Source organism: Micromonospora sonneratiae (genome assembly GCF_042679305.1).
Taxonomy (GTDB): Bacteria; Actinomycetota; Actinomycetes; order Mycobacteriales; family Micromonosporaceae; genus Micromonospora_H; species Micromonospora_H sonneratiae.
Genome location: NZ_JBHTMP010000030.1, coordinates 22929 through 42580, shown reverse-complemented (window position 1 = coordinate 42580; position 19652 = coordinate 22929). Strand labels below are relative to the sequence as shown.

Annotated in this window: 15 protein-coding genes; 9 read left to right on the top strand and 6 right to left on the bottom strand. The window is 71.2% G+C overall.

Translation table 11 applies throughout. The features are described from left to right. Positions 1–13: 13 nt before the first annotated feature. The 3 genes from ACFQ4H_RS19705 (at position 14) to ACFQ4H_RS19695 (ending at position 1984) form a co-directional block, all read left to right on the top strand. Positions 14–280, top strand: coding sequence for a hypothetical protein (locus ACFQ4H_RS19705; protein WP_377572463.1), 267 nt, complete (start codon positions 14–16; stop codon positions 278–280). Positions 281–309: 29 nt separating this feature from the next. Beyond that, positions 310–678 carry a YciI family protein gene (locus ACFQ4H_RS19700; protein WP_377572462.1) on the top strand — a complete coding sequence of 123 codons (369 nt, stop codon included), beginning with the start codon at positions 310–312 and terminating at the stop codon, positions 676–678. 67 nt (positions 679–745) lie between these two features. Next, complete coding sequence (locus ACFQ4H_RS19695; RefSeq protein ID WP_377572461.1) at positions 746–1984, top strand: RNA polymerase sigma factor; 1239 nt, start codon at positions 746–748, stop codon at positions 1982–1984. 55 nt (positions 1985–2039) lie between these two features. Here the strand turns inward: ACFQ4H_RS19695 and ACFQ4H_RS19690 are convergent, their stop codons facing one another. After that, positions 2040–2528: a MarR family winged helix-turn-helix transcriptional regulator gene (locus ACFQ4H_RS19690; RefSeq protein WP_377572460.1), complete on the bottom strand. Its 489-nt coding sequence runs from the start codon at positions 2526–2528 to the stop codon at positions 2040–2042. 177 nt (positions 2529–2705) lie between these two features. Then, positions 2706–3653 carry a hypothetical protein gene (locus tag ACFQ4H_RS19685; RefSeq protein ID WP_377572459.1) on the bottom strand — a complete coding sequence of 316 codons (948 nt, stop codon included), beginning with the start codon at positions 3651–3653 and terminating at the stop codon, positions 2706–2708. Positions 3654–3824: 171 nt separating this feature from the next. On the opposite strand from ACFQ4H_RS19685, the gene ACFQ4H_RS19680 reads away from it, so the two are divergent. The 5 genes from ACFQ4H_RS19680 to ACFQ4H_RS19660 all read left to right on the top strand — a co-directional run bounded on the left by ACFQ4H_RS19680 (position 3825) and on the right by ACFQ4H_RS19660 (position 12558). After that, positions 3825–5102 (top strand): fibronectin type III domain-containing protein, encoded by a 1278-nt coding sequence (locus ACFQ4H_RS19680; RefSeq protein ID WP_377572458.1) that lies wholly within the window; start codon positions 3825–3827, stop codon positions 5100–5102. 244 nt (positions 5103–5346) lie between these two features. Next, complete coding sequence (locus ACFQ4H_RS19675) at positions 5347–7992, top strand: fibronectin type III domain-containing protein (RefSeq protein ID WP_377572497.1); 2646 nt, start codon at positions 5347–5349, stop codon at positions 7990–7992. A 33-nt stretch (positions 7993–8025) separates the two neighbouring features. Further along, positions 8026–9021, top strand: coding sequence for an AAA family ATPase (locus ACFQ4H_RS19670; RefSeq protein ID WP_377572457.1), 996 nt, complete (start codon positions 8026–8028; stop codon positions 9019–9021). A gap of 10 nt (positions 9022–9031) precedes the next feature. Then, entirely contained in the window at positions 9032–10258 is a 1227-nt protein-coding gene (locus ACFQ4H_RS19665; protein ID WP_377572456.1) for a DUF58 domain-containing protein, read from the top strand. Next, positions 10252–12558: a transglutaminaseTgpA domain-containing protein gene (locus ACFQ4H_RS19660; protein ID WP_377572455.1), complete on the top strand. Its 2307-nt coding sequence runs from the start codon at positions 10252–10254 to the stop codon at positions 12556–12558. Before ACFQ4H_RS19665 ends, ACFQ4H_RS19660 begins: the two co-directional genes overlap by 7 nt. A gap of 138 nt (positions 12559–12696) precedes the next feature. On the opposite strand, the gene ACFQ4H_RS19655 is transcribed toward ACFQ4H_RS19660, so the two are convergent. The 4 genes from ACFQ4H_RS19655 to ACFQ4H_RS19640 form a co-directional block, all read right to left on the bottom strand. Then, the gene (locus ACFQ4H_RS19655; RefSeq protein ID WP_377572454.1) at positions 12697–14220 is read right to left on the bottom strand and encodes a protease-associated domain-containing protein; all 1524 of its coding nucleotides are present in this window, start codon (positions 14218–14220) and stop codon (positions 12697–12699) included. After that, positions 14132–16597 (bottom strand): S8 family peptidase, encoded by a 2466-nt coding sequence (locus ACFQ4H_RS19650; protein ID WP_377572453.1) that lies wholly within the window; start codon positions 16595–16597, stop codon positions 14132–14134. The genes ACFQ4H_RS19655 and ACFQ4H_RS19650 overlap by 89 nt, the downstream gene beginning before the upstream one ends. Before the next feature lie 148 nt (positions 16598–16745). Next, complete coding sequence (locus ACFQ4H_RS19645) at positions 16746–17720, bottom strand: LLM class F420-dependent oxidoreductase (protein WP_377572496.1); 975 nt, start codon at positions 17718–17720, stop codon at positions 16746–16748. Positions 17721–17881: 161 nt separating this feature from the next. After that, entirely contained in the window at positions 17882–18763 is an 882-nt protein-coding gene (locus tag ACFQ4H_RS19640; RefSeq protein ID WP_377572452.1) for a phosphatase PAP2 family protein, read from the bottom strand. 157 nt (positions 18764–18920) lie between these two features. Here ACFQ4H_RS19640 and ACFQ4H_RS19635 point away from each other — a divergent pair, with 157 nt between their 5' ends. Continuing rightward, positions 18921–19613 (top strand): DUF3159 domain-containing protein, encoded by a 693-nt coding sequence (locus ACFQ4H_RS19635; RefSeq protein ID WP_377572451.1) that lies wholly within the window; start codon positions 18921–18923, stop codon positions 19611–19613. Positions 19614–19652: the final 39 nt, after the last annotated feature.

Below are 19652 nucleotides of genomic sequence, written 5' to 3'. Positions count from 1 at the left end.
CAGGGAGAAACCCATGGCCACCGTCGCCGTACCCACCGTGCGCCGCTCGTCCGACCGCCTGCTGCTGGCCGGCGCCGCCGTCATGCTGACCGTCCGCTGTGTCCGCCGCCGGGCCGTACTGCCCGCCGTGCTGAGCGGAACCGCCGCGCTGGTCCTGCTGCTGCCCGTGTCGCCGGACCACATGAGCATCCAGATCGCCGTGAACGGCCTGGTCGCCTTCAGCTGGACAACCGTCCTCGCGCTGTCCCTGCGCCGCGCTGCCCGCCCCGACGTACCGTGACCCCATCACGACCAGGAAGGGGACCGACCATGAAGTATCTGCTGCTCGGCTACACGCCGGCCGCCGCCTGGGACGCCGCGACCGCCGACACCCCGTCCCCGGAGGCCCTTGCCGCGTTCGCCACATACCAGAGATTCGAGCAGGAACTGATTGAGACGGGCGAGTTCGTCAGCAGCGAGGGCCTCGGCCACCCCGCCGTCAGCACCACCATCCGCAGGACCCCGGACGGCGTGGTGGCGACCGACGGACCGTTCGCCGAGCTCAAGGAGGTCCTGGCCAGTTTCGCGGTGATCGACGTGGCCAGCCACGAACGAGCCGTCGAGATCGTCTCGCGGATCGTCGGGGCGTTGGGGGAACCGATCGAGATCCGGCCGATCATGGGCGAGGAGTGCACGTGACCGACTCCACCGAAGGACGTTCAGCGGAAGCGGAGGGCCGGGAAAGCGTGCGGAAGGCAGACTCGGCATGACCGCGGACGTCGAGCACCTGCTGCGTACGGAAGCGCCGCAGGTGCTCGGCGCGTTGGTACGGCGCTTCGGCCACTTCGACATCGCCGAGGATGCGGTGCAGGAGGCCCTGCTGGCCGCGAGCCGGGCGTGGCCGACGAACGGTGTGCCGGAGAACCCGCGCAGTTGGCTGATCCGGATCGGCTATCGGCGGATGGTCGATCTGCTCCGCTCCGACCAGGCCCGGCGCCGACGTGAGCAGGAAGCCGGCATGGCCGAACTGGCGATGCAGGAACCGGCCCGCCAGGCGTACCCCGCGCAGGAGACCGACGACAGCCTCACCCTGCTGCTGCTCTGCTGCCACCCGGCCCTGAGCACCACCTCCCAGGTGGCGCTCACGCTGCGCGCGGTGGGCGCGCTGACGACCGCTGAGATCGCACACGCGTACGGCATGACCGAAACCACCATGGGTACGCGAATCAGCCGCGCCAAACAGCAACTGGCCCGCGCCGGCGCCCGCTTCACCCCGCCGACCGATGCCGACCGGGGCAGTCGGATGGTCGCCGTGATGCAGGTGCTCTACCTGATCTACAACGAGGGCTACACCGCCTCCACCGGCGACGAACTCGCCCGCGTCGCCCTGACCCGCGAAGCGATCCGGCTGACCCGTATGCTCCGCGATTCCCTGCCGGACGACGCCGAAGTGACCGGCCTGCTGGCGCTGATGCTGCTCACCGAGTCACGGCGCGCTGCCCGTACCGAGGACGGCCAACTGGTACCGCTGGACGAGCAGGACCGGAGACAGTGGAATCATGAGCTGATCCGCGAGGGCACCGAGCTGATCGACAGCGTCTGGAGCCGGCGTGAGGTGGGACCGTACCAGTTGCAGGCGGCGATTGCGGCCGTACATGCCACGGCCACGTCGCCGGAGCAGACGGACTGGCCGCAGATCGCGGCGCTGTACCTGTGGCTGGAACGACTCAGCCCCACCCCGCCGGTACGGCTGAGCCGGGTGGTGGCGGTGGCCCAGGCGTACGGGCCGGCCCGAGGACTGGCGCTGCTCGACGACCTGAACCGGCGCTATCGGCTGGACGAGGAGCGGCTGGCCCGGCAACGGGAACGGGCCGTGCGGGCCCACCTGCTGGAGATGACCGGCGACGCGGCGGGCGCGACCACGCTGTACCGCGAGGCAGCCGCTCTGACGGACAACAGGGTCGAGCAGAGATACCTGCTCGGCCGGGTCGACCGGCTCGGCTGACGGGACCGTTCGTACGGACCGTGGCGGGTTGGAGCTGCTCCGACCCGCCACGGGCTCACCTTCCCCGTTGACGCGCCCGCCGAGCCGGCTGGGAGCTGTCGACCGGGGTGGCCAGGTGGCCGTCCACCAGGCGATTCAACGCTCGCAGGAGCACCGCCCGCTCCTCCGTGGGCAGCGCCCCCAGCGCCTCTTCATGCACGCGATCGACGATCTCCTGGCTCCGCGCGGCCAGCCGGGCACCCTCCTCGGTCACCGCGATGATCCGGGCCCGCCGGTCCCGGGTCGACGGGCGGCGCTCGGCGAGGCCGGACTCTTCCAGGGCGTCGACCGTCACGACCATCGTGGTCTTGTCCATGTCGCCGATCTCGGCCAACTGGATCTGGGTGCGTTCCTCCTCCAGAGCGTGGACCAGTACGCAGTGCATGCGGGCCGTGAGGCCGATCTCGGCCAGTGCCGCAGCCATCCTCGTCCGCAGGACGTGGCTGGTGTGGTCCAGCAGGAAGGACAGATCAGGTTCGGTACGGGCAGGAGCCATGGCGGTCATGCCCCCAGGATACCGATTTGTTCCGTGGCAGATTATCCGCCGGCAGACCTATCGACCGCGTAGTACCAACCGCCCCCGGTCCCCGGCCACCGGTCGCAACCGGGGCTACGGGCAGCCCCGGCGGGTGGCCGTCCGGCCGGGCCAGCCGCGCGAGCCCAGCTCTGCCGGTGGGACAGCTCAGCTCTGCTGGTAGGACACCGCCGCCAGCCCGCAGGCGGCGTGCAGGAAGAGGTAGTCGGCGCCCTCGCCCCACCCCAGGTCAGCACCCCCGACCAGCCCGAGGTAGTCCATCGGTCGACCGCAGGCCGCGCAGTCGACGTACTCCGCGTCCTGGATCCAGTCGGGTGTCCCGCCGAGCGTCGATCCTCCCTCGTCCCAGGCACTGGCCAGGTAGGGGGAGGAGCGCGGTGGCCCGACGACGGGCAACAGGGGCGGGGGCTCCTCGGTCGAGCAGCGTAGGTAGTCCGGCCGCTGGTTTCGCGACGACCACGAGGAGCCACCGTCGGGCGTCACGTCGGCGTACAGCGTGGTGTAGTTGACGCACAGGAAACAGGTGGTGATCCGTAGACGCCCGGACCACCCGGTGTGGGCGAGTGCCTGCCGGACCTCGGGCGCCCCGGTGTCGAGATCCAGCACAGTCCACAGCGGTGACGCGCACCAGGGGCACACCGGACCGTCTGGGACCTCCGGCACCTCCCGCATCACCAACTCGTACGCGACCGGCCCGCACAGTTCGCGGCGACTTCCGTCCGGCCGTACGGTCCAGCCACCCTGTCTGGCGTAGCCCAGGGAACTCACGGACAACCCGTCCATGAACGTGGGCGGGGTCTCCTGCCAGCGACGCAGCGCTGCTTCGGCGAGTTCGCTCCGCGTATGGGCGAGGACGACCAGCAGGTGGTTCAGTTCGAGGCTGGAGGCGACGCCCGCGTCGACGCGTCCGACGATGCTTTCGACGACCTCCCGGTCAGCCGCCCGGAACAGGGTCGGCGGCCACAGCACACCACGATCCAACAGCTCCGGCAGGTGGGCCGCCAGTCGGGTGGGGTCGGCGGCGGCGATCCGCGCCAACTCGTACACCGCGTCGTCGTCGCCGGTCGATGCCGCCGCCACCAGGTCCTGGATCATGTGCGGGATCGTAGCCACGGCCACCGACAACCGCGCCCGATCCACCGGTTGCGGAGAGGTTCTCGGGGACGGTGCCGAACCGTACCGACCGAGGCAATCGGTACGCGGGACGAAGTGCCCGCAATCGTCACAGGCGGGTCGGGTGGCGCTCTGCCCGGCCGGGAAGGCAGCATGGCCTACGTGTCCCAGCCGCCACCTCTTGCCGCCGTGCGGCAGAACGCTCAGGCAATCCACGACGCGGGCGATCCACCGGCCGCCCGCGCACTGCTCACACAGGCACTAGAGGCCGGTCGTTCGGCGTACGGCGCGGACGAGCCGGAGGTGCTGGCCACCGCGCACCTGCTGGCTCGCCTGCACCGCGAGGCGGACGATCCGACAGCGGCCCGCAGGATCCTCGAAGTGGCGCTGGACGACGGACAGCGGAAATGGGGTGATGCCCACCCCGTGATGTTGGCGATCTCCTTCGAGTTGGCCCTGGTCGCCGAGGAGCTGGGCAACCGACACGAGGCCCGCCGTAACTTCACCCGGGTGGCCACCGCCGGGCCAGGCGTGCTCGGTGAGGACAACTGGACGGTACGGGCAGCCCGCGACTACCTCGGCATCGCGACCACGGGTGGGGACACTGCCGCCGCACCGGCGAGTTCGCCACCACTGCCGCCCCCACCACAGATCGAGCCGCCAACCACACCGATCTCCACCATCCCGATCGCCACGCCCCCCGTGCCGGCCCCGCCGGAGGGCACCCCACCGCTGCCGCCCCCACCGCAAAACGTCCCGTTACCACCGCCTCCACCACTGCAGACACCATTGGTACCGCCGGCACCGGTCACCTTCCCGGTCTCGTCGCCCCCCGTCACCTTCCCCGTCTCGTCGCCACCGAGCAGCTTGCCGGTCTCGTCACCGCCGACCGCGCCGAATTCCTCACCCCCCGGCTACCCGGCTGCGACGTACCCTCCGATCACGCCGCAACCGACGGCCGGACCGCAACCGGCAGCGCCGGACGCCTCCCCCAGGGGGCGCGGGCCGACGATCGCCGCGATCGTCGCGGCGGTGGCCGCCGTCGCCGCCGTGGTGGCCGCCTCGCTGGTGGTGGTCGCCGTACTCGGGGACAGGTCGGCGCCGCCGAACGAGCCGGGCAACTCCCCCGCTCCGACAGCCGGTGGAAACCCACCGACGGACCTGCGACTACGCGACGACCAGACCACCATCACGATCAGCTGGACGGATCCGACCGACGGCACCGTGCCGTTCATCATCGCCGGTGGGCGGGCCGGGCAGACGCTCGGCGCGATGGCCACCACCGATCCCGGCGAAACCAGTTTCACGGTCAACGGACTGAATCCCAAGCTCGACTACTGCTTCACCGTGTTGGCGGTCTATTCGACCGAAAACTACGTCACCTCGAGTCAGGTCTGCACGAGCCGTTCCACGAGCCCGTCACCGCGTTGATCGCCGCCACTGTCGTAATCGCAACGTCCAATCGCTGACCTGCGGTTACGGCAGTGGCAAGGCCGGCCGTCCACAGGCCCCGTCGACTGTGTCCACAGGCCGACACAGCGGTTTCCCACCGGCGCTCAGCAGGCCATATGATTGCCTCCGGCTCCGGGGCGGAATGCAGATGACGGCGCCGGCCAGAGACGTTCGCGAGTGGGTGGGGAGGCGGCCGGCTGTGGCCACCACAGACAACGGCACCATGGGCGACAATCACAACAGCGACGAATCCGTTGGTTCGGGACCGACCACCACACCGCGCCGCCGGTCCCGGCTACGCGGCGGACTGGTCACGATCGGCACGGTGGGTGTCCTGGTCGTCGCGATGGGCCTGACCGTGCTCGGGCTCGGTGCCGCGGACAACGCCGTGGCCAGCCACGACGCCAGCGCCTGGCTGTGGAGCGCGGCAAAGAGCGAACTCGCCCGGGTCAACGGCATCACCGGACGGGTCGACACGCGGACACAGGTGCCCGGTGCCCGCAGCCATCCGATGCAGGTGGTCCAGACCGACCGGATGCTGCTCCTGCGCGATCTCAACACCGGTCAGGTCAGCTCACTCGACCTGGCCACCCTCCAGATCGTCGCGACGACGAAGACGACCCCCGGCCTCGGTGTCAACGTCGCCCTACAGGGCGATGCCGCCTTCGTCGTCGACGCGGTCCAGGGTGTCGTCCGGCAACTGGACCCCCGCTCGCTGACGCCGATCGGCGAGCCGGTCCACTACCCACCGGGCATCACCGGCGGCTCGTTCGACGGCGACGGCCAACTGTGGATCGCGGTGCCCAGTGAGGGCACGGTCTCCGCGATCACCGCCGGCCCGCTGCCCGCGACGAACAACGGCGGAGGCGGCGGGGGCGGACTGAGCCCCAAGCAGGTGCGTACCGTGGCCGTCGCCGAACCCAGTCACGACCTCGTCGTCTCCACCCTCGACAACGGCGTCGCGGTGCTCGACCGGACGACCAACACGCTGACCACGGTGCGTGGTGACGAGCAGCGCAAGGTGCCACTCACCCTGTCCGGGCCGGGCACACTGCCGGCCAGGACCACCGGACCGGTGGTGGCGGTCACCGTCGCCGAGGACCGCCAGGTCCTCCTGGTCGGCGCCGACGGCGGCGTACGGCAGTTCAAGGTGCCCGGCGAGGGCACGCAACTGAGCCCGGCAGTCGCCTGGGCCGGCCGGATCTACTGCAGCGACCCGACCACCGGCGTCATCTACTCGCTCGACACGGCCACCGGTCAACCGGCCGACAAGATCGAGGTACGTAACGCAAACGGGCCGCTGGAGCTGGAGGTCCGGGAGAACCACCTCTTCGTCAACGCACCGAACTCCGCCACCGCCCACGTGGTCGACGACAAGCACCAGGTGCGGGTGGTCGACAAGTACACGAACGACATCCTCGGTGGTGACCCGCCACCGCCGGCCCCGCCGGCCCCACCGAGGAAGCCGACGGTCGGTAAGCCGAGCGCACCTCGCGGTGTCACCGCCGCCGCTGGCGACGCGCAGGCCCGGGTCAGCTGGCGGCCGGCGTCGGCCAACGGCGCGGCGATCACCAAGTACGTGGTGAAGGGCGCGGACCGGACCTTCGAGGTCGGCGCGAACCAGCGCTCCCTGGAGGTCACCGGTCTGGTCAACGGCGAGACCTACCGCTTCTCGGTGCATGCGGTCAACGCCAAGGGTGCGGGTCCGGAGGCGACCAGCAACCCGGTGGTGCCGACCTCGGAGGTCCCGGACGCACCGGCGAGTGTGACCGCCCAGCCGCGGCCGGACGGCACGGTGCTGGTCAAGTGGCCGGCCGCCGACGGTCAGGGCCACAAGATCGCCAAGTACTCGGTGACCGCCGTGTCACCCGGGGCCAATGCCCCGGCCGGCGAGTCGACCAGGACCGAACTGGTCGTCCCGGCCGGCGAACTGGAGTACGGCACCCAGTACGCCTTCACCGTGGTCGCGGTGAGCCGTACCGGGGCTGGTTCCAAGTCGTCGCCGATCAGCAACAGTGTCGTTCCGTTCAACAAGCCGGATGCGCCGACCAACCTCAGGGCGACGACCGTGGCCGGCCAGCCCGGTGCGATCTCCGTGGTCTGGTCCCCGGCGAAGGAGAACGGGCGGGAGATCACCAAGTACGTGGTCGAGGCGAACGGCCGCAAGATCGAGGTGACCGACACCCGGGCGACGGTGACCGGGCTGGGCGACGGTCAGAACGTCACGGTCAAGGTCCAGGCGGTGAACGAGGCCGGCTCCGGACCGGCGGCCACCGACACCGCCCGTACGGTGGCGCAACCCCAGGTCACCGTCACCGGGGTCACCGTCGACGCCACCTCCGCCACCATCCGCTTCACGGTGGACGCCGGCGGCGGGGAGCCGACGTGCACGGTCACCCCGAGCGGCAAGAGCGCGGTCAACGCCCCGAACTGCTCCAGCCTCCGGGTCACCGGCCTGACGCCGAGCACCAAGTACACCTTCACCGTCACCGCCCGCAACGCGGCTGGTAACGGCACGGCAACCGGCACCGGGACGACCACCGACCTGTGGGGCACGGCGACCTGCAACAACGGCGCATCCGGTGACACCGCCACCTACTGCGACAGGGACCGGGACGGCCGCAACGGCAACGAGATCTTCTCGGTGACCCGGCAGGACAACGACAAGCAGGTCGGCTGGGCCAAGCCGGGCACCCGGCTGAAGGCGTACTGCAAGGCGTCGGGCGAGCACATCGACTCGTACATCTACAACGACCAGAAGGCCAGCACCTGGTGGGTGCGGGTGGAGTACAAGGGCCGCAACTACATCCCGTGGGCCTGGCTGAACCTCGACGGTGGGGACAACATCAGCGCACTTCCCACCTGCTGACCCCACCCGTTACGGCAAGGAGCACCATTCACTGTGAACAGTCGTGAGCCGCTCTCCCAACACCACGTGCAGGGCTTCGCCGCCCTGGCCGCCCGGCTCGGCGACAAGGTCAGCTCGATCGTGCTCGGCAAGCCGCACGTCGTACGGTTGGCGCTGACGGCACTGTTCGCCCAGGGGCACATCCTGCTGGAGGATGTGCCCGGGGTCGGCAAGACCACCCTGGCCCGGGCCATCGCCGCAGTCGTACGCGGACAGTGGCGGCGCATCCAGTTCACCCCCGACCTGCTGCCCGCCGACGTGGTCGGGGTGACCATCTTCAACCAGGCCACCCGGGGCTTCGAGTTCCACCCGGGGCCGATCTTCGCCAACATCGTCATCGCCGACGAGATCAACCGGGCCTCGCCGAAGACCCAGTCGGCGCTGCTGGAGGTGATGGAGGAACGTACCGTCACCGTCGACGGCACCCGCCACCCGGTGCCGCAGCCGTTCCTCGTCGTGGCCACGCAGAACCCGGTCGAGATGGACGGCACCTACCGGCTGCCCGAGGCGCAACTCGACCGGTTCCTGATGAAACTCTCCGTCGGCTACCCCGACGAGGCGGTGGAGATCGAGGTGCTGCGCGGGGCGACCGTACGCTCCCCGGAGGCGCTCGAGGCGGTCACCGACACCACCGTCATCGGCGAGATGGCACGGATGGCGCAGCAGGTGCACATCGCCGATCCGCTCTACGCGTACGCCGTCCGGCTGGCGGCGGCCACCCGGGCCCATCCGCAGGTACGGGTCGGGGTGAGCCCCCGGGGTGTCATCGCCCTGACCCGGGCGGCGTGTGCGTACGCCCTGATCGACGGACGGGGTTGGGTGCAGCCCGAGGACCTCAAGGCACTGATCGAACCGGTCTTCGCCCACCGGATCCTGCTCTCCCCCGACGCCCAGGTACGGGGCGCGACCGCCACCCAGGTACTACAGGAAACGGTGGCGTCGGTGCCCGTACCGCTTCCCTCGGCCCAGCCCGCCCGCGCCCGGGGCTGACCATCCGACCATGACGATCACCGCCCGGGGCGTCGGCCTGCTGTCCGGCGCTGCCGTCCTCCTCCTGACCGGGTTCTGGTTCGGTTACGCCGAGCTGGCCCTGCTGGGCACCGCCTCAGCTCTCGCGACCGCCTGCGCCGTCGGCTACGCCGCCTGGCGTCCGCGCCTCGACGTCACCCGGGTCGCCGAACCGGACCGGGTCGCCCGGGGCGAGTCGGCCGTCATGACGCTGACCGTGCGCAACACCGGTCGGCTGCGCTCGGCCAACCTGATCGCCGAGGACCGCTGCGGTAGCCAGCCGGTGGCGGTACCGCTGCTACGGCTGCGGCCCGGCCACGACACGACGGTCAGCTATCCGGTGCCGACCCATCGCCGGGGCGTGATCCCGATCGGCCCGTTGCGGATCGTCGGCCGGGACGTGCTCGGGCTGGTGACCCTGGCCCGCTCGCACGGCGACGCCGCTCAGGTCTGGGTCTACCCGCGCATCCATCCGCTGGCTGCGGTTCCGGCCGGTGTCGTCCGCAGCCTGGACGGCCGGATCGACCGGGTACCACACGGCTCGATCACCTTCGACTCGTTGCGTGAGTACGTCGTGGGTGACGAACTGCGTCGGGTGCACTGGCGTACCAGCGCCAAGGTGGGTGAGCTGATGGTGCGTGAACACCTTGACACCAGCCTGCCCCGGATCGTCGTACTGCTCGACAACCGGGCTGGGGCCCATCCCCGGGTGAGCGACGGCGTCGCCGAGACGTTCGAGTCCGCCTGCGAGGCAGCCGCCTCGGTGGTGGCCGCCGCGTTACGCGAGGACCTGCCGGTCAGTCTGCTCCTGGTCGTCGAGCCGTACGACGGTGGCCAGGGCGGCGGCAGCCCGCACTTCCTGGACCGGCTGGCCGTCGTCACGCTACAGCCCGCTGACCGGGGCGGCCCTCCGCGACCCGCTGACCAGGTCGAACCCCCGCAGCCCGGCGGCCGGGGCGACGACGGCGGTCCGCTGCTGGCCGTCACCCGCCGGCTCCGTCAGGAACGACACGGCGACACCCTGGTCTTCCTCACCGGGCCGGGTGCCCAGGCCGACCTGGGTCACCTCGGCGCTCTGCGCGGGGCGTACCCCTCGGTGGTCGTCGGGGTCTTCGGCGCGGACCGGCGGACCCCGGCCGGCGCTGCCGGCATGGTCGTCATCGACGCCGCCGACGGCACCGAGTTCGCCGCCGAATGGGATGGCATACAGCGATGGTGAGACTGCTCCGGATCGTTCCAGTTCCCCTGACCATGATCGTGATGATCGGGCTGGCCGGGGTGGTGCTCGGGCAGGTCTATTCCGATCAGCTGCTGACGCAGCTCGTCGTCGGCGCGGCCATCGGCTCGGTGGCGGTCAGCCTCGCTGCCCGCCGGCTGCCCTCCTGGCTGGTCGCCCCCCTGTCGGTGGTCGCCCTGGCCGGGTACGCCGCATTCGCGCTGTGGTTCACCGCCCAGCGTGCCGAGCTACCCGGATCGTTCGGCACGGTGGCGCTCGACGCGATCCGCAACGGCATACCGCGACTGCTCACCGCGATGATCCCGGCCGAACCGGTACCGGACACCGTGATCGTCCCGCTGGTGGCGGCCTGGCTGGCCGGGCTGGCCGGTGCGGAGGTGGCCATGCGGGCCGGCCGGGTGCTGCTCGGCTACCTGCCCGCCGCGCTGCTCTATGTCGGTTCGCTCTACGTCGTGGGTCCGAACGCCGATCCCGCGATCTGGCCGACCGTGGCGTTCGCCGGGGCCGTAGCCATCGGGCTGGCGACGAACGGTCGAGCCGGTACCACGCCGACGGGGGCCACATCCGATGCCTCCGCCGCAGCCGTGCCGGCCGCCGTCCGGGCCCGCATGGCCGCGGGCAGCGCCGCCGGGCTGGTCGGGGTCATCGGTCTGGTCACGGTGGTGGCCCCGGTGGTGGCCGGGCAGGTCGGCGGGGTACCGGTCGACCCGCGACGCTACGTGCAGCCACCCCAGGTCGACAGCCTGGACGAGAACCCGCTGATCAGGATCTCCGGCTGGGCGTTGAACCCCGGTCAGAAGCTCTTCGACGTACGGACCACCGTGGGCGGGCCGGCCGACGACGCACCGCAGCCCGGCGAGGCCGCCCCGGACGGTGGTCGGTCCGACCCGGTACGGATCCGGCTTGCCGTACTGAGCGACTACGACGGGGCGACCTGGCGGGTCGGCGCCACCTACCGCAACGCCGGCCGGGTGCTGCCCACCGTGCCACAGAACCCCTTGGCCAGCGTGGTCACGGTCCAGCAGGAGATCGTCGTCGGTGACCTCTCCGGACGGCTGCTGCCGGCCGTACCGGCCCCACGGCAGGTCACCGGGGCGCGGGTCGCGTACGACCCGGACAGTGGCACGCTGATCCGGCCGGAAGGGCTCTCCCCCGGGCTGCGGTACGAGGTCACCTCGGCTCGGGAGCAGCCCGACCTCAGCCTGCTGACCGCCGCCAACGTGCCGTCCGGCAACGCGGTGGCCCGGGTGCTGCGGGTCGCCGACGGCGCACCCGAACAGCTACGTCGACTGGCCGAACAGCTGGCCGCCGAGAACGGTGCGCCCTATTCGCGGGCGCTGGCGATCGAGCAGTTCCTGGCCGAGCACTATCGGGTGGTGGCCGACGCCCCCAGCGGGCACGCCTACCCCAACCTCGGTTTCTTCCTGTTCGGACCACGCAACGGTGGTGGCCAGCGGGGCACCTCGGAACAGTTCGCCGCCGCGTTCGCGGTGCTCGGCCGACTGATGGGTCTGCCGACCCGGGTGGTGGTCGGGTTCAGCTCGGCCACCGGCAACGGCCCGGTCCGCGCTGCCGACGCGTTCGCCTGGCCGGAGGTCCTCTTCGACGAGCTCGGTTGGGTGGCGTTCGATCCGATGCCGCAGCCGGACACCGATCCCCGCCCGGTGGAGGAGGATTTCCGGCCGCGTCCGGAGGAGCCGCCACCGACGCCGGACGAGGCCGTACCGAGTGCCGAACCGACCGAGCCCACCTCCCCCGGCCAGGCCGCCCCACCGCAGCGGGACGGCGGAATCCCGGTGCCGGTGCTGGCCGGCGGGGGCAGTGCCACGCTGATCCTGCTCGTTGCCGGGTCGATGCTGTCGATCGTGGCACTGCGCCGGGCCCAGCGGCGTCGACGACTCACCGTCGGAGCGCCACAGGACCGGGTGGCCGGGGCGTGGCGGGAGGTGACCGATGCGTTGCGGCTGGCCGGAGCGCCGGTCTCCGAACACCTGGCGGCCGGTGAGGTGGTGACCCACGCCCGCTCCGTGCTCGACGGTGCACCGGGACCGACCGACACCGCCCCCGACACCGCGATGCTGCGGCCGTCGGTGCCACCGATCGAGGAACTGGCCGAGTTGGTCAACCTGTCCGGCTTCGCTCCCGGCGCGACCACCGAGGAGCAGGCCCGGCGGGCGGGTGACCATGCGGTGGCATACGCGACCGCGTTACGCGCCCGGCGTTCCTGGTGGCGGCGACTGCTCTGGTCGACGCATCCCGGCCCGCTGCGCTGGCGGCGCTGACGGCACGCATACCCGGCCGGTCGTACTCGCGGTTCGCCGCCACCAACGTCGGCGGCGGGTGTGGCAACGACACGGTCGTGGGTGCGGGCGTTGTCCCGCCCGCACCCCACGACCTGATCTCGGCTACTCCACGGCCGGTTACCTCAGGGCGTACGCCCGTTGGATGGTCTGTTCCGTACGGTTGCCGTCCGCGTCCCAGGCATGCACCCGAAGCCAGACGAAGCCGTCGGTACGGGACCGGGCCGGGTGGTTGGTCACCACCTCGAACCGACCGTTACCGGTGGGGACCGCCAGTGCGTGGTGCCAGGAAGTCCCGCCGTCGGTCGAGGTCCAGACGGTCATCCCCTGGACCCTGGCCCGGTTCGGGGTGAGCCCGTGCGCGGCGGCGGTGACCGTGAAGTGATGCAACCGACCGGCCCCGGCCTGGTTGGACAGGTCCAGGTTCAGGTCGTAGTCGAGTTGCAGCACCGGCTGGAAGGAACAGGAACCCGTGTTGATCGGACAGACGTATCCGGCGGGTCGACCCGGGGTCGGGGTGTCGGAACGGAAGGTGTAGACCGTGTCGACCCTCGGAGCCAGGGTCCGGACGGAGTCGAGGCCGTACGCCGTGTCCGTGGTCTCCAGCCGGTAGACCCCCGGCCCGGCCGGCAACTGGAACCGCCGTGGCGACGAGGACAGCGGCGGGATCACCGTGCCGTCCCGGGTCAGTTTCCAGGTGCTGTTGCCGGTGGCCGCCACCATGTTGTGTCCGGTGGCGCCGTCCAGCCAGTACTGCCCGGCGAGAAGGACGTCACCGTCGCGACAGAATCCGCAGGTGTTCTCCCGTACGACCGGGGTCGTCACCTCGATCGCACCGATCCGCAGCGGCGCTCCGAACCAGTTCTCGGCCGGTCGACGCTGGCCCTTACGGAAGTAGTCGTCCGACCCCCACCAGAACTGCTCGTCCGTGCCCTGCGCGGTCCTGCCGACCTGCACGATCTGCCGCAGCCACCGCAGGTCGTCCCCTTCACCGACGTACTCGGTACGGGCGGTCGGCCCGGGGAACCGCCAGGTCGACTGGGACGACCACGGGTCCTTCGGGCCCAGTGGCGCCCAGATCGAGTCGAACATGTGCGGCCGGTCGGCGTGGTACTTCGTCTCCAGTTTCACCATCGCCTTCGGGTCCACCGGTCGCTCCGGCCTGGCCGGCACGCCGCCCGGATGATCCCGACGCAGGTGGTAGACGTAGGACGGGTTGCTGTTGCCGCCCAGGGTCAGGGTCGTCCGGGTACGTGTACGAAGCGCCTCGCCCTCGTCCCGGGACAGCGTCAGGGTGAGCATCGCGTCGGTGCTCGACACGAAGTTGCCCAACAGCGCGGGGGCACCGGCGACATCCACGTAGATCAGGGCAAGTTTCGCCCCGGCCGCCGAGGCGTTGTCCCGCGCCGTCCGCGCCGCGTTCTGCGCGTACGCGTGCCGCCACGGCCAGACCAGGTCGTCCGGGACCTGGACGCGGATCAACGCCGCCCGGTCCCGGACTCCGGCCGCCGCCAACTCCTGCGGTGTGCCGGCACCGGCGAAGACCATGGGCAGGTCACGTTTCCTGCCGTCGAGGTGCTTCGAGGCGGCGAGGAGGTCGTAGTCCGGCCGGAGTCGCTGACCGCCCCTGACCCGCAGGTCCACGAGGGACTCCGACAACGTCCACTGGTTGTTGAACTGGAAGAAGCCCAGTCGTACCGGTCTGGTCGGGGTGGCGTACCCCCCCGTACCGGCTGCCGCCGATCAGCACCGAGTAGGGCAGCACCGAGCCGTCCGCCAGTCCGCGCAGGGTGCCGAAGGTGACGCTCGGCATGTCCGTCGGCGACGACGTCGGCGGACGGATGTCGACTCCCCTGCGGGCGTCCAACGTCACCTCGGTCGGCCCGGCGACGTCCACCTCGGTCTCGGTCATCAGGGTGACCCGCCGGATGTCCTCCTCGTGCTCGTTCAACGCCACCTGGATGTCGTACACGCCGACCGGCAGGCGCATGGTCACCACACCGTTGCGGGCGGTCTCGTAGTACGCCGGTCGGGTCATCGGGTCGTTGTCGACCGGGTTGTCGATCCGGATCGCGCCGACCGTCTCGGGACGGGGTGTGTTGCCCCGTGACCCGATCAGCCGGACGGTCACCGGATGGGTCGCGGTCTCCCGGTACCAGGAGACACCGGTCCGTACCGCCACGGAACCGTCGGCGGAGTTCGCCAGCAGCAGTCCGCCGTAGCCTCCGGTCGGGCCGAGTCTGGGGTCGACGGTGAGGGTCACCTCGGCGCTGCCCCGGGCCGGCACCTCGACCGTGGTCGCGGAGAGAACGGCGGCACCGGCGGGCACCGGCCTGCCGTCGAACGCCCGCACGTCGAGCGCGAGGTCGAGCGTGACCGACGCGTCACCGGTGTTGCGGTAGGCGACCTTCTGCACGCTCGGCGTCTGTCCAGCGTCGGCGAACCGGCCGACGTTGACCGTCGCCGGGCCGTAGACGCGCTGGTTGAGGGCTCGTGGTACGTCCAGCCGTCCGGTGCCACCCTGCCACCAGGCGTAGCTGCCGGCCCGGGTCGTGGTCACCAGCGCGTCCTTCAGCTGCGCCGGGGTCCAGTCCGGATTGGCCTGGGCCAGCAGCGCGGCGGCACCGGCGACGTGCGGTGTGGCCATCGAGGTCCCGCCGATCCGGACGTACTGGCCGTCCACGATCGGACCGAGTGCGGTGCCGGCGGCCCGGGCTGCCACGATCGCCGCGCCCGGTGCCGTCATCTCCGGCTTGACCGCCGCGTCACCGTAGCGCGGGCCGCGGTTGGAGAATCCGGCCAGCGCGTCGCGGTTGTCCACCGCGCCGACGGTCAGCGCCGAGGTGGCCGCGCCCGGGCTGCCGATCGCCAGGTCGCCGTAGTTGTTCCCGGCCGCGACCACGAACAGCGTGCCGGTGGTGGCGGTCAACGTGTTGACCGCCTCGCTCATCGGGTCGGTGCCGTCGGTGGTCTCGGGCGACGACAGGCTCATGTTGACCACGTCGGCCCCCTGGGCCGCGGCCCACTCCATGCCGGCGATGATCCAGGAGTTCTGCCCGGAGCCGCTGGCGTCGAGGGCCTTGGCCGACAGCACCCGGGCACCCGGTGCCACGCCCCGGTAGCGTCCGCCCAGCGCCGCGCCGGATCCGGCGACGGTGGACGCCACGTGCGTGCCGTGGCCGTGGCGGTCCACGCCGTCCGGCTCGCCGGTGAAGTTCGCGATGCCGGCGATGCTGCCGGCCAGGTCGGGGTGGGTCGGGTCGATGCCGGTGTCGATCACGGCGACCTTGACGCCGGTGCCGGTGACACCGGCTGCCCAGGCGGTCGGCGCACCGACCTGCGGCACGCTCTCGGCCAGGTCGACCTTGAACCTGCGGTCCAGCCAGACCTTCTCGACGCCACCGGCGAGGGCGGCACGGGCCGAGCCGGCGTCGGACTCCGGGGTGAGCGCGTCCCAGAACTCCCGGGCGTTCGCCGTCGAAACGCGCAGGGCCGCACCACCGATGCTGGTCAACGTACGGACGTTCTCACTGGCGGGCAGCGCGTCGGCCTGCCGGGTGAGGGTCCTGGCGGCCGAATCACCGCGGAAGGTGACGATCACCGGTACGTCCTTCGCCGTACCGGTGATGCCCTGGCGGACCAGTTCGCGGACGTTGAACAGGTCGCGTTCGAGTACGCCGGCGGTGACGTACAGCGCGGCGTCGGACGGAATGACGTACAGGTCGTCGCCGTTGCCGTGGACGGTGAAGGTGACCGCCCGCACCGGATCGTCGGCGGCGTCGACGGCGTAGGTCGAGCGACCGTCGGCCCCGGTGGTCACGGTGACGACGTCGCCGGTGAGCAGCGGCACCCGATGCGTGCCGATCTCGTTCGGATCGGGCGGGTTGGGGTCGGTGGCTGGCGAGGTGGCGGGTGAGGGTGGCGGAGCCGGTGCGGCCAACGCGATCTGCACCGAGGTCAGGACGAGGGTTGCGGCGGTGGCTGCGGCGAGGAGAGCACGGGGGAACCGCACAGCAGACATTGACACCTCCTGGCGTAATTGATCGAAAGCTACCGCAGCCCCGGCAGCCTGTGAAGATCGAATAGTGACGGTTTCCCGCCACTCACCAGGCAGGTATCGGTGCAGGCCACCACACGATCAGTGACGACACTGATCGATGTGGCAGCGGTCAGTTCCGGGTGCCGGGACCGAGCTGGGCGATCACGGTGGCCAGTGCGGCTGCCCCACCGGCGGCGATCTCCGGCGTCGGCAGGAGGGCGATCACCGGTGTGTCCACTCCGGCCGCGACGTACCGGCGTACTCCGGCCCGGCAGACGTCGGGAGCACCGTGCAGTACCAGCGCGTCGACCAGTTCGTCCGGTACCGCAGCCGCCGCCCCGCTCCGGTCCCCCGCCGCCCAGGCCCGCCACATCGGATCGAGCACCGGTTCCCGGCCGAGCCAGCGGTGGAACTCGGCGTACGCGGGCACCGTGAGGTAGTTGGTGATCAGCCGGCGGCCCAGCGCGCGAGCATGTGCGGCGTCCTCGGTCGGGCAGACGAACACCCGGGCGGCCACCTCGAAACCCGGCCGCCGGTGCCCCACCTCGGCCAGCACCCGGGGTACGTCGGCAGCGGCCAACCAGTTGAGGATCGTGCCGTCGGCCTCGGCGCTGGCCAGCCGCAGCATCCGGGGACGCAACGCGGCCAGCAGGATCGGTGGTGGTACGGCCGGGGTCCGTTCCAATCGGAACCGCCGTACGGTGAAGGTGTCGTACACCTCGTCGACCGTGTCGCCGCGCAGCGCCGCCCGCAGGAATCGCAGCATGTCGCGGGTACGTCGGTAGGGCTCGGTGAACCGGGTGGCGTTCCAGTCCCGGACGAGCACCGGGGAGGATGCGCCGATACCCAGCGCGAACCGGCCGGGTGCGGCCTCGGCCAGTGCCGCCGCGCTCATCGCCAGCAGTCCCGGTCCCCGGGTGTAGACCGTGGCGATGGCGGTGCCGAGCCGCAGCCTCGGTTGCCAGGCTGCGGCCAGCGCCAACGGGGTGAACGCGTCGGTGCCGTTGACCTCGGCGGACCACAGGTCGGTGAAGCCCGCCTGTGCCAGCGCCGCGTAGACCGAGGCGTGGTCGGCCAGCGGAACCCCGCCCAGCGGTACCGTCATCCCCCAGCGTGTCGTCACCGATCGATCGTGCCTGGCCAATGGGTCCGACGGCAAGATCCTCCGGCTACCTGGCTACCTGGCTACCCGGCTACCCGGCTACCTGGCTACCCGGTCAGCCGCTACCCGGCTACCCCGGCCGGCCGGCCACCCACCGTCAGCCGTCAGCCGTTGTGTCGTGGAACGACCCGGTGCACAGTGGTCAGCACCAGGGCCATGACGAGGCTGGCGACCCCGGCGATTCCGGCTGCGCTGCCGGCGTACGCGACGAAGAGCCGACGGCGACTCAGCGACTCCGGTGGAATCAACAACACGTCGTTGGTGAGATAGACGGCGAGCGCGGCCACCGTCACCAGGGCCAGACCGCCCAGCCCCAACACGGTCAGCGCCGTGTGGTGGGCATCCTGCGGCTCCACCTGGGCATCCTCGTGCTGCGACAACAGGAGCAGGATTCCGGCCAGGGCCGCCCAGACACCCACCACCAGCATGGCCGCCGCGGCGTCGCTCGGCCGGTGCCAACCTGCCGACAGGGTGCCGACGCCGGCCAACGCGGCGTATCCGGCGGCCAGCAACGCACCCCAGCCACGTACCCGGGCCGGAAGCACCAGCACCAGGGCGACCGCGACCGAGGCTGCGACGGTGGTGTGGCCACTGGGCAGGGTGTTACCGACCGCCGCCCGTTCCGGGTCGATGCCGAGGTCCGGTCGGTAGAGACCGTGTTTGAGCAGCTGCGTCGTCACGTTGGCACCGGCGATCAGCAGGGTGGTCACGAGAGCCAGGGCGATCCGGCCCCGGATCAGCGCGATGAACCCGATGACGGCGGTGGCGGCCAGCAGGGAGAGCACCGACATGGCATTGAGCACCGTGTCGACCAGGTCCTCGATGCGATGCTGGCCGATGGTGTTGCCGGCCAGCGCGATCGTGTCGAGCGACTGGCCGCGCCCGGTACGCACCGCGACCCACCAGAGCGCGACGAAGGCCAGGCCCTGGACGATGGCCAGCAGCACCAGCCAACCGGCTGTCCGGCCCCTTGTCCGCCCCTGCATGACATCACCGTAGTCCCGCACGGGTCACCTCGCTCGGCAGCGCACGCCGGCGTGGACGAGCTTCCGGCGGACCCGTACCGGACCGCCCGGCGAGGGCGACCTGACCAGGCCCCGGGCCTGCGGTTAGGCTCGCCTAAGACAGCTACCGGAGGTGAAGATGTCGTCGGCACCGGACCGTAACCAGCCGGAATCCCTGACCGGTCTGCTCGGCGGTCGCCGGGGCGCGATCGACGCCACCCTCCCGCCCGTCGGCTTCGGCATCGGCTGGTGGATCAGCGGCCACTCCGTGTGGGGCGGCGTGATCGCCGCGTTGCTGATCGGGATCGGGGTCGCCGGCTGGCGCCTGGGACGCGGACACCGCCCCCGTTCCGTGCTCGTCGGCCTGCTGGCCGTCTGCCTGGCCGCCATCATCGCCCTGCGTACCGGCCGGGCCAGTGACTTCTTCCTGCTCCAGCTCGTCTCCAACGCGGCCAGCGCACTGGCCTGGACGGTCAGTATCGCGGTGCGCTGGCCGTTGCTCGGGGTGGTGGTCGGCGTCATGCTCCGCCAGCGCGGGCGGTGGCGACGCGACCCGGCGCTGCTGCGGGCGTACGGTCGGGGCAGCTGGGTCTGGGTCGGGCAGTACGTCCTACGGCTGGCCGTGTTCATCCCGCTCTATCTGGCCGACCAGGTGTTGGCGCTGGTCACCGCCCGGGCCGCCCTGACCTGGCCGCTGGTGGCGGCCTGCCTGGCGGGCAGTTGGTGGGTGATCCGCCGTTCGCTGCCGGCGGGGCACCCGGGCCTGCGGCACCCTCTCGAACCGGCGCCGGTGCCGGCCGCCCCGCCGGGCAAGCCCGACGCAACGGGGTGAGGAAGGGCCCCTTCCTGTCGTTTCTCGCTGCCTTGGAAA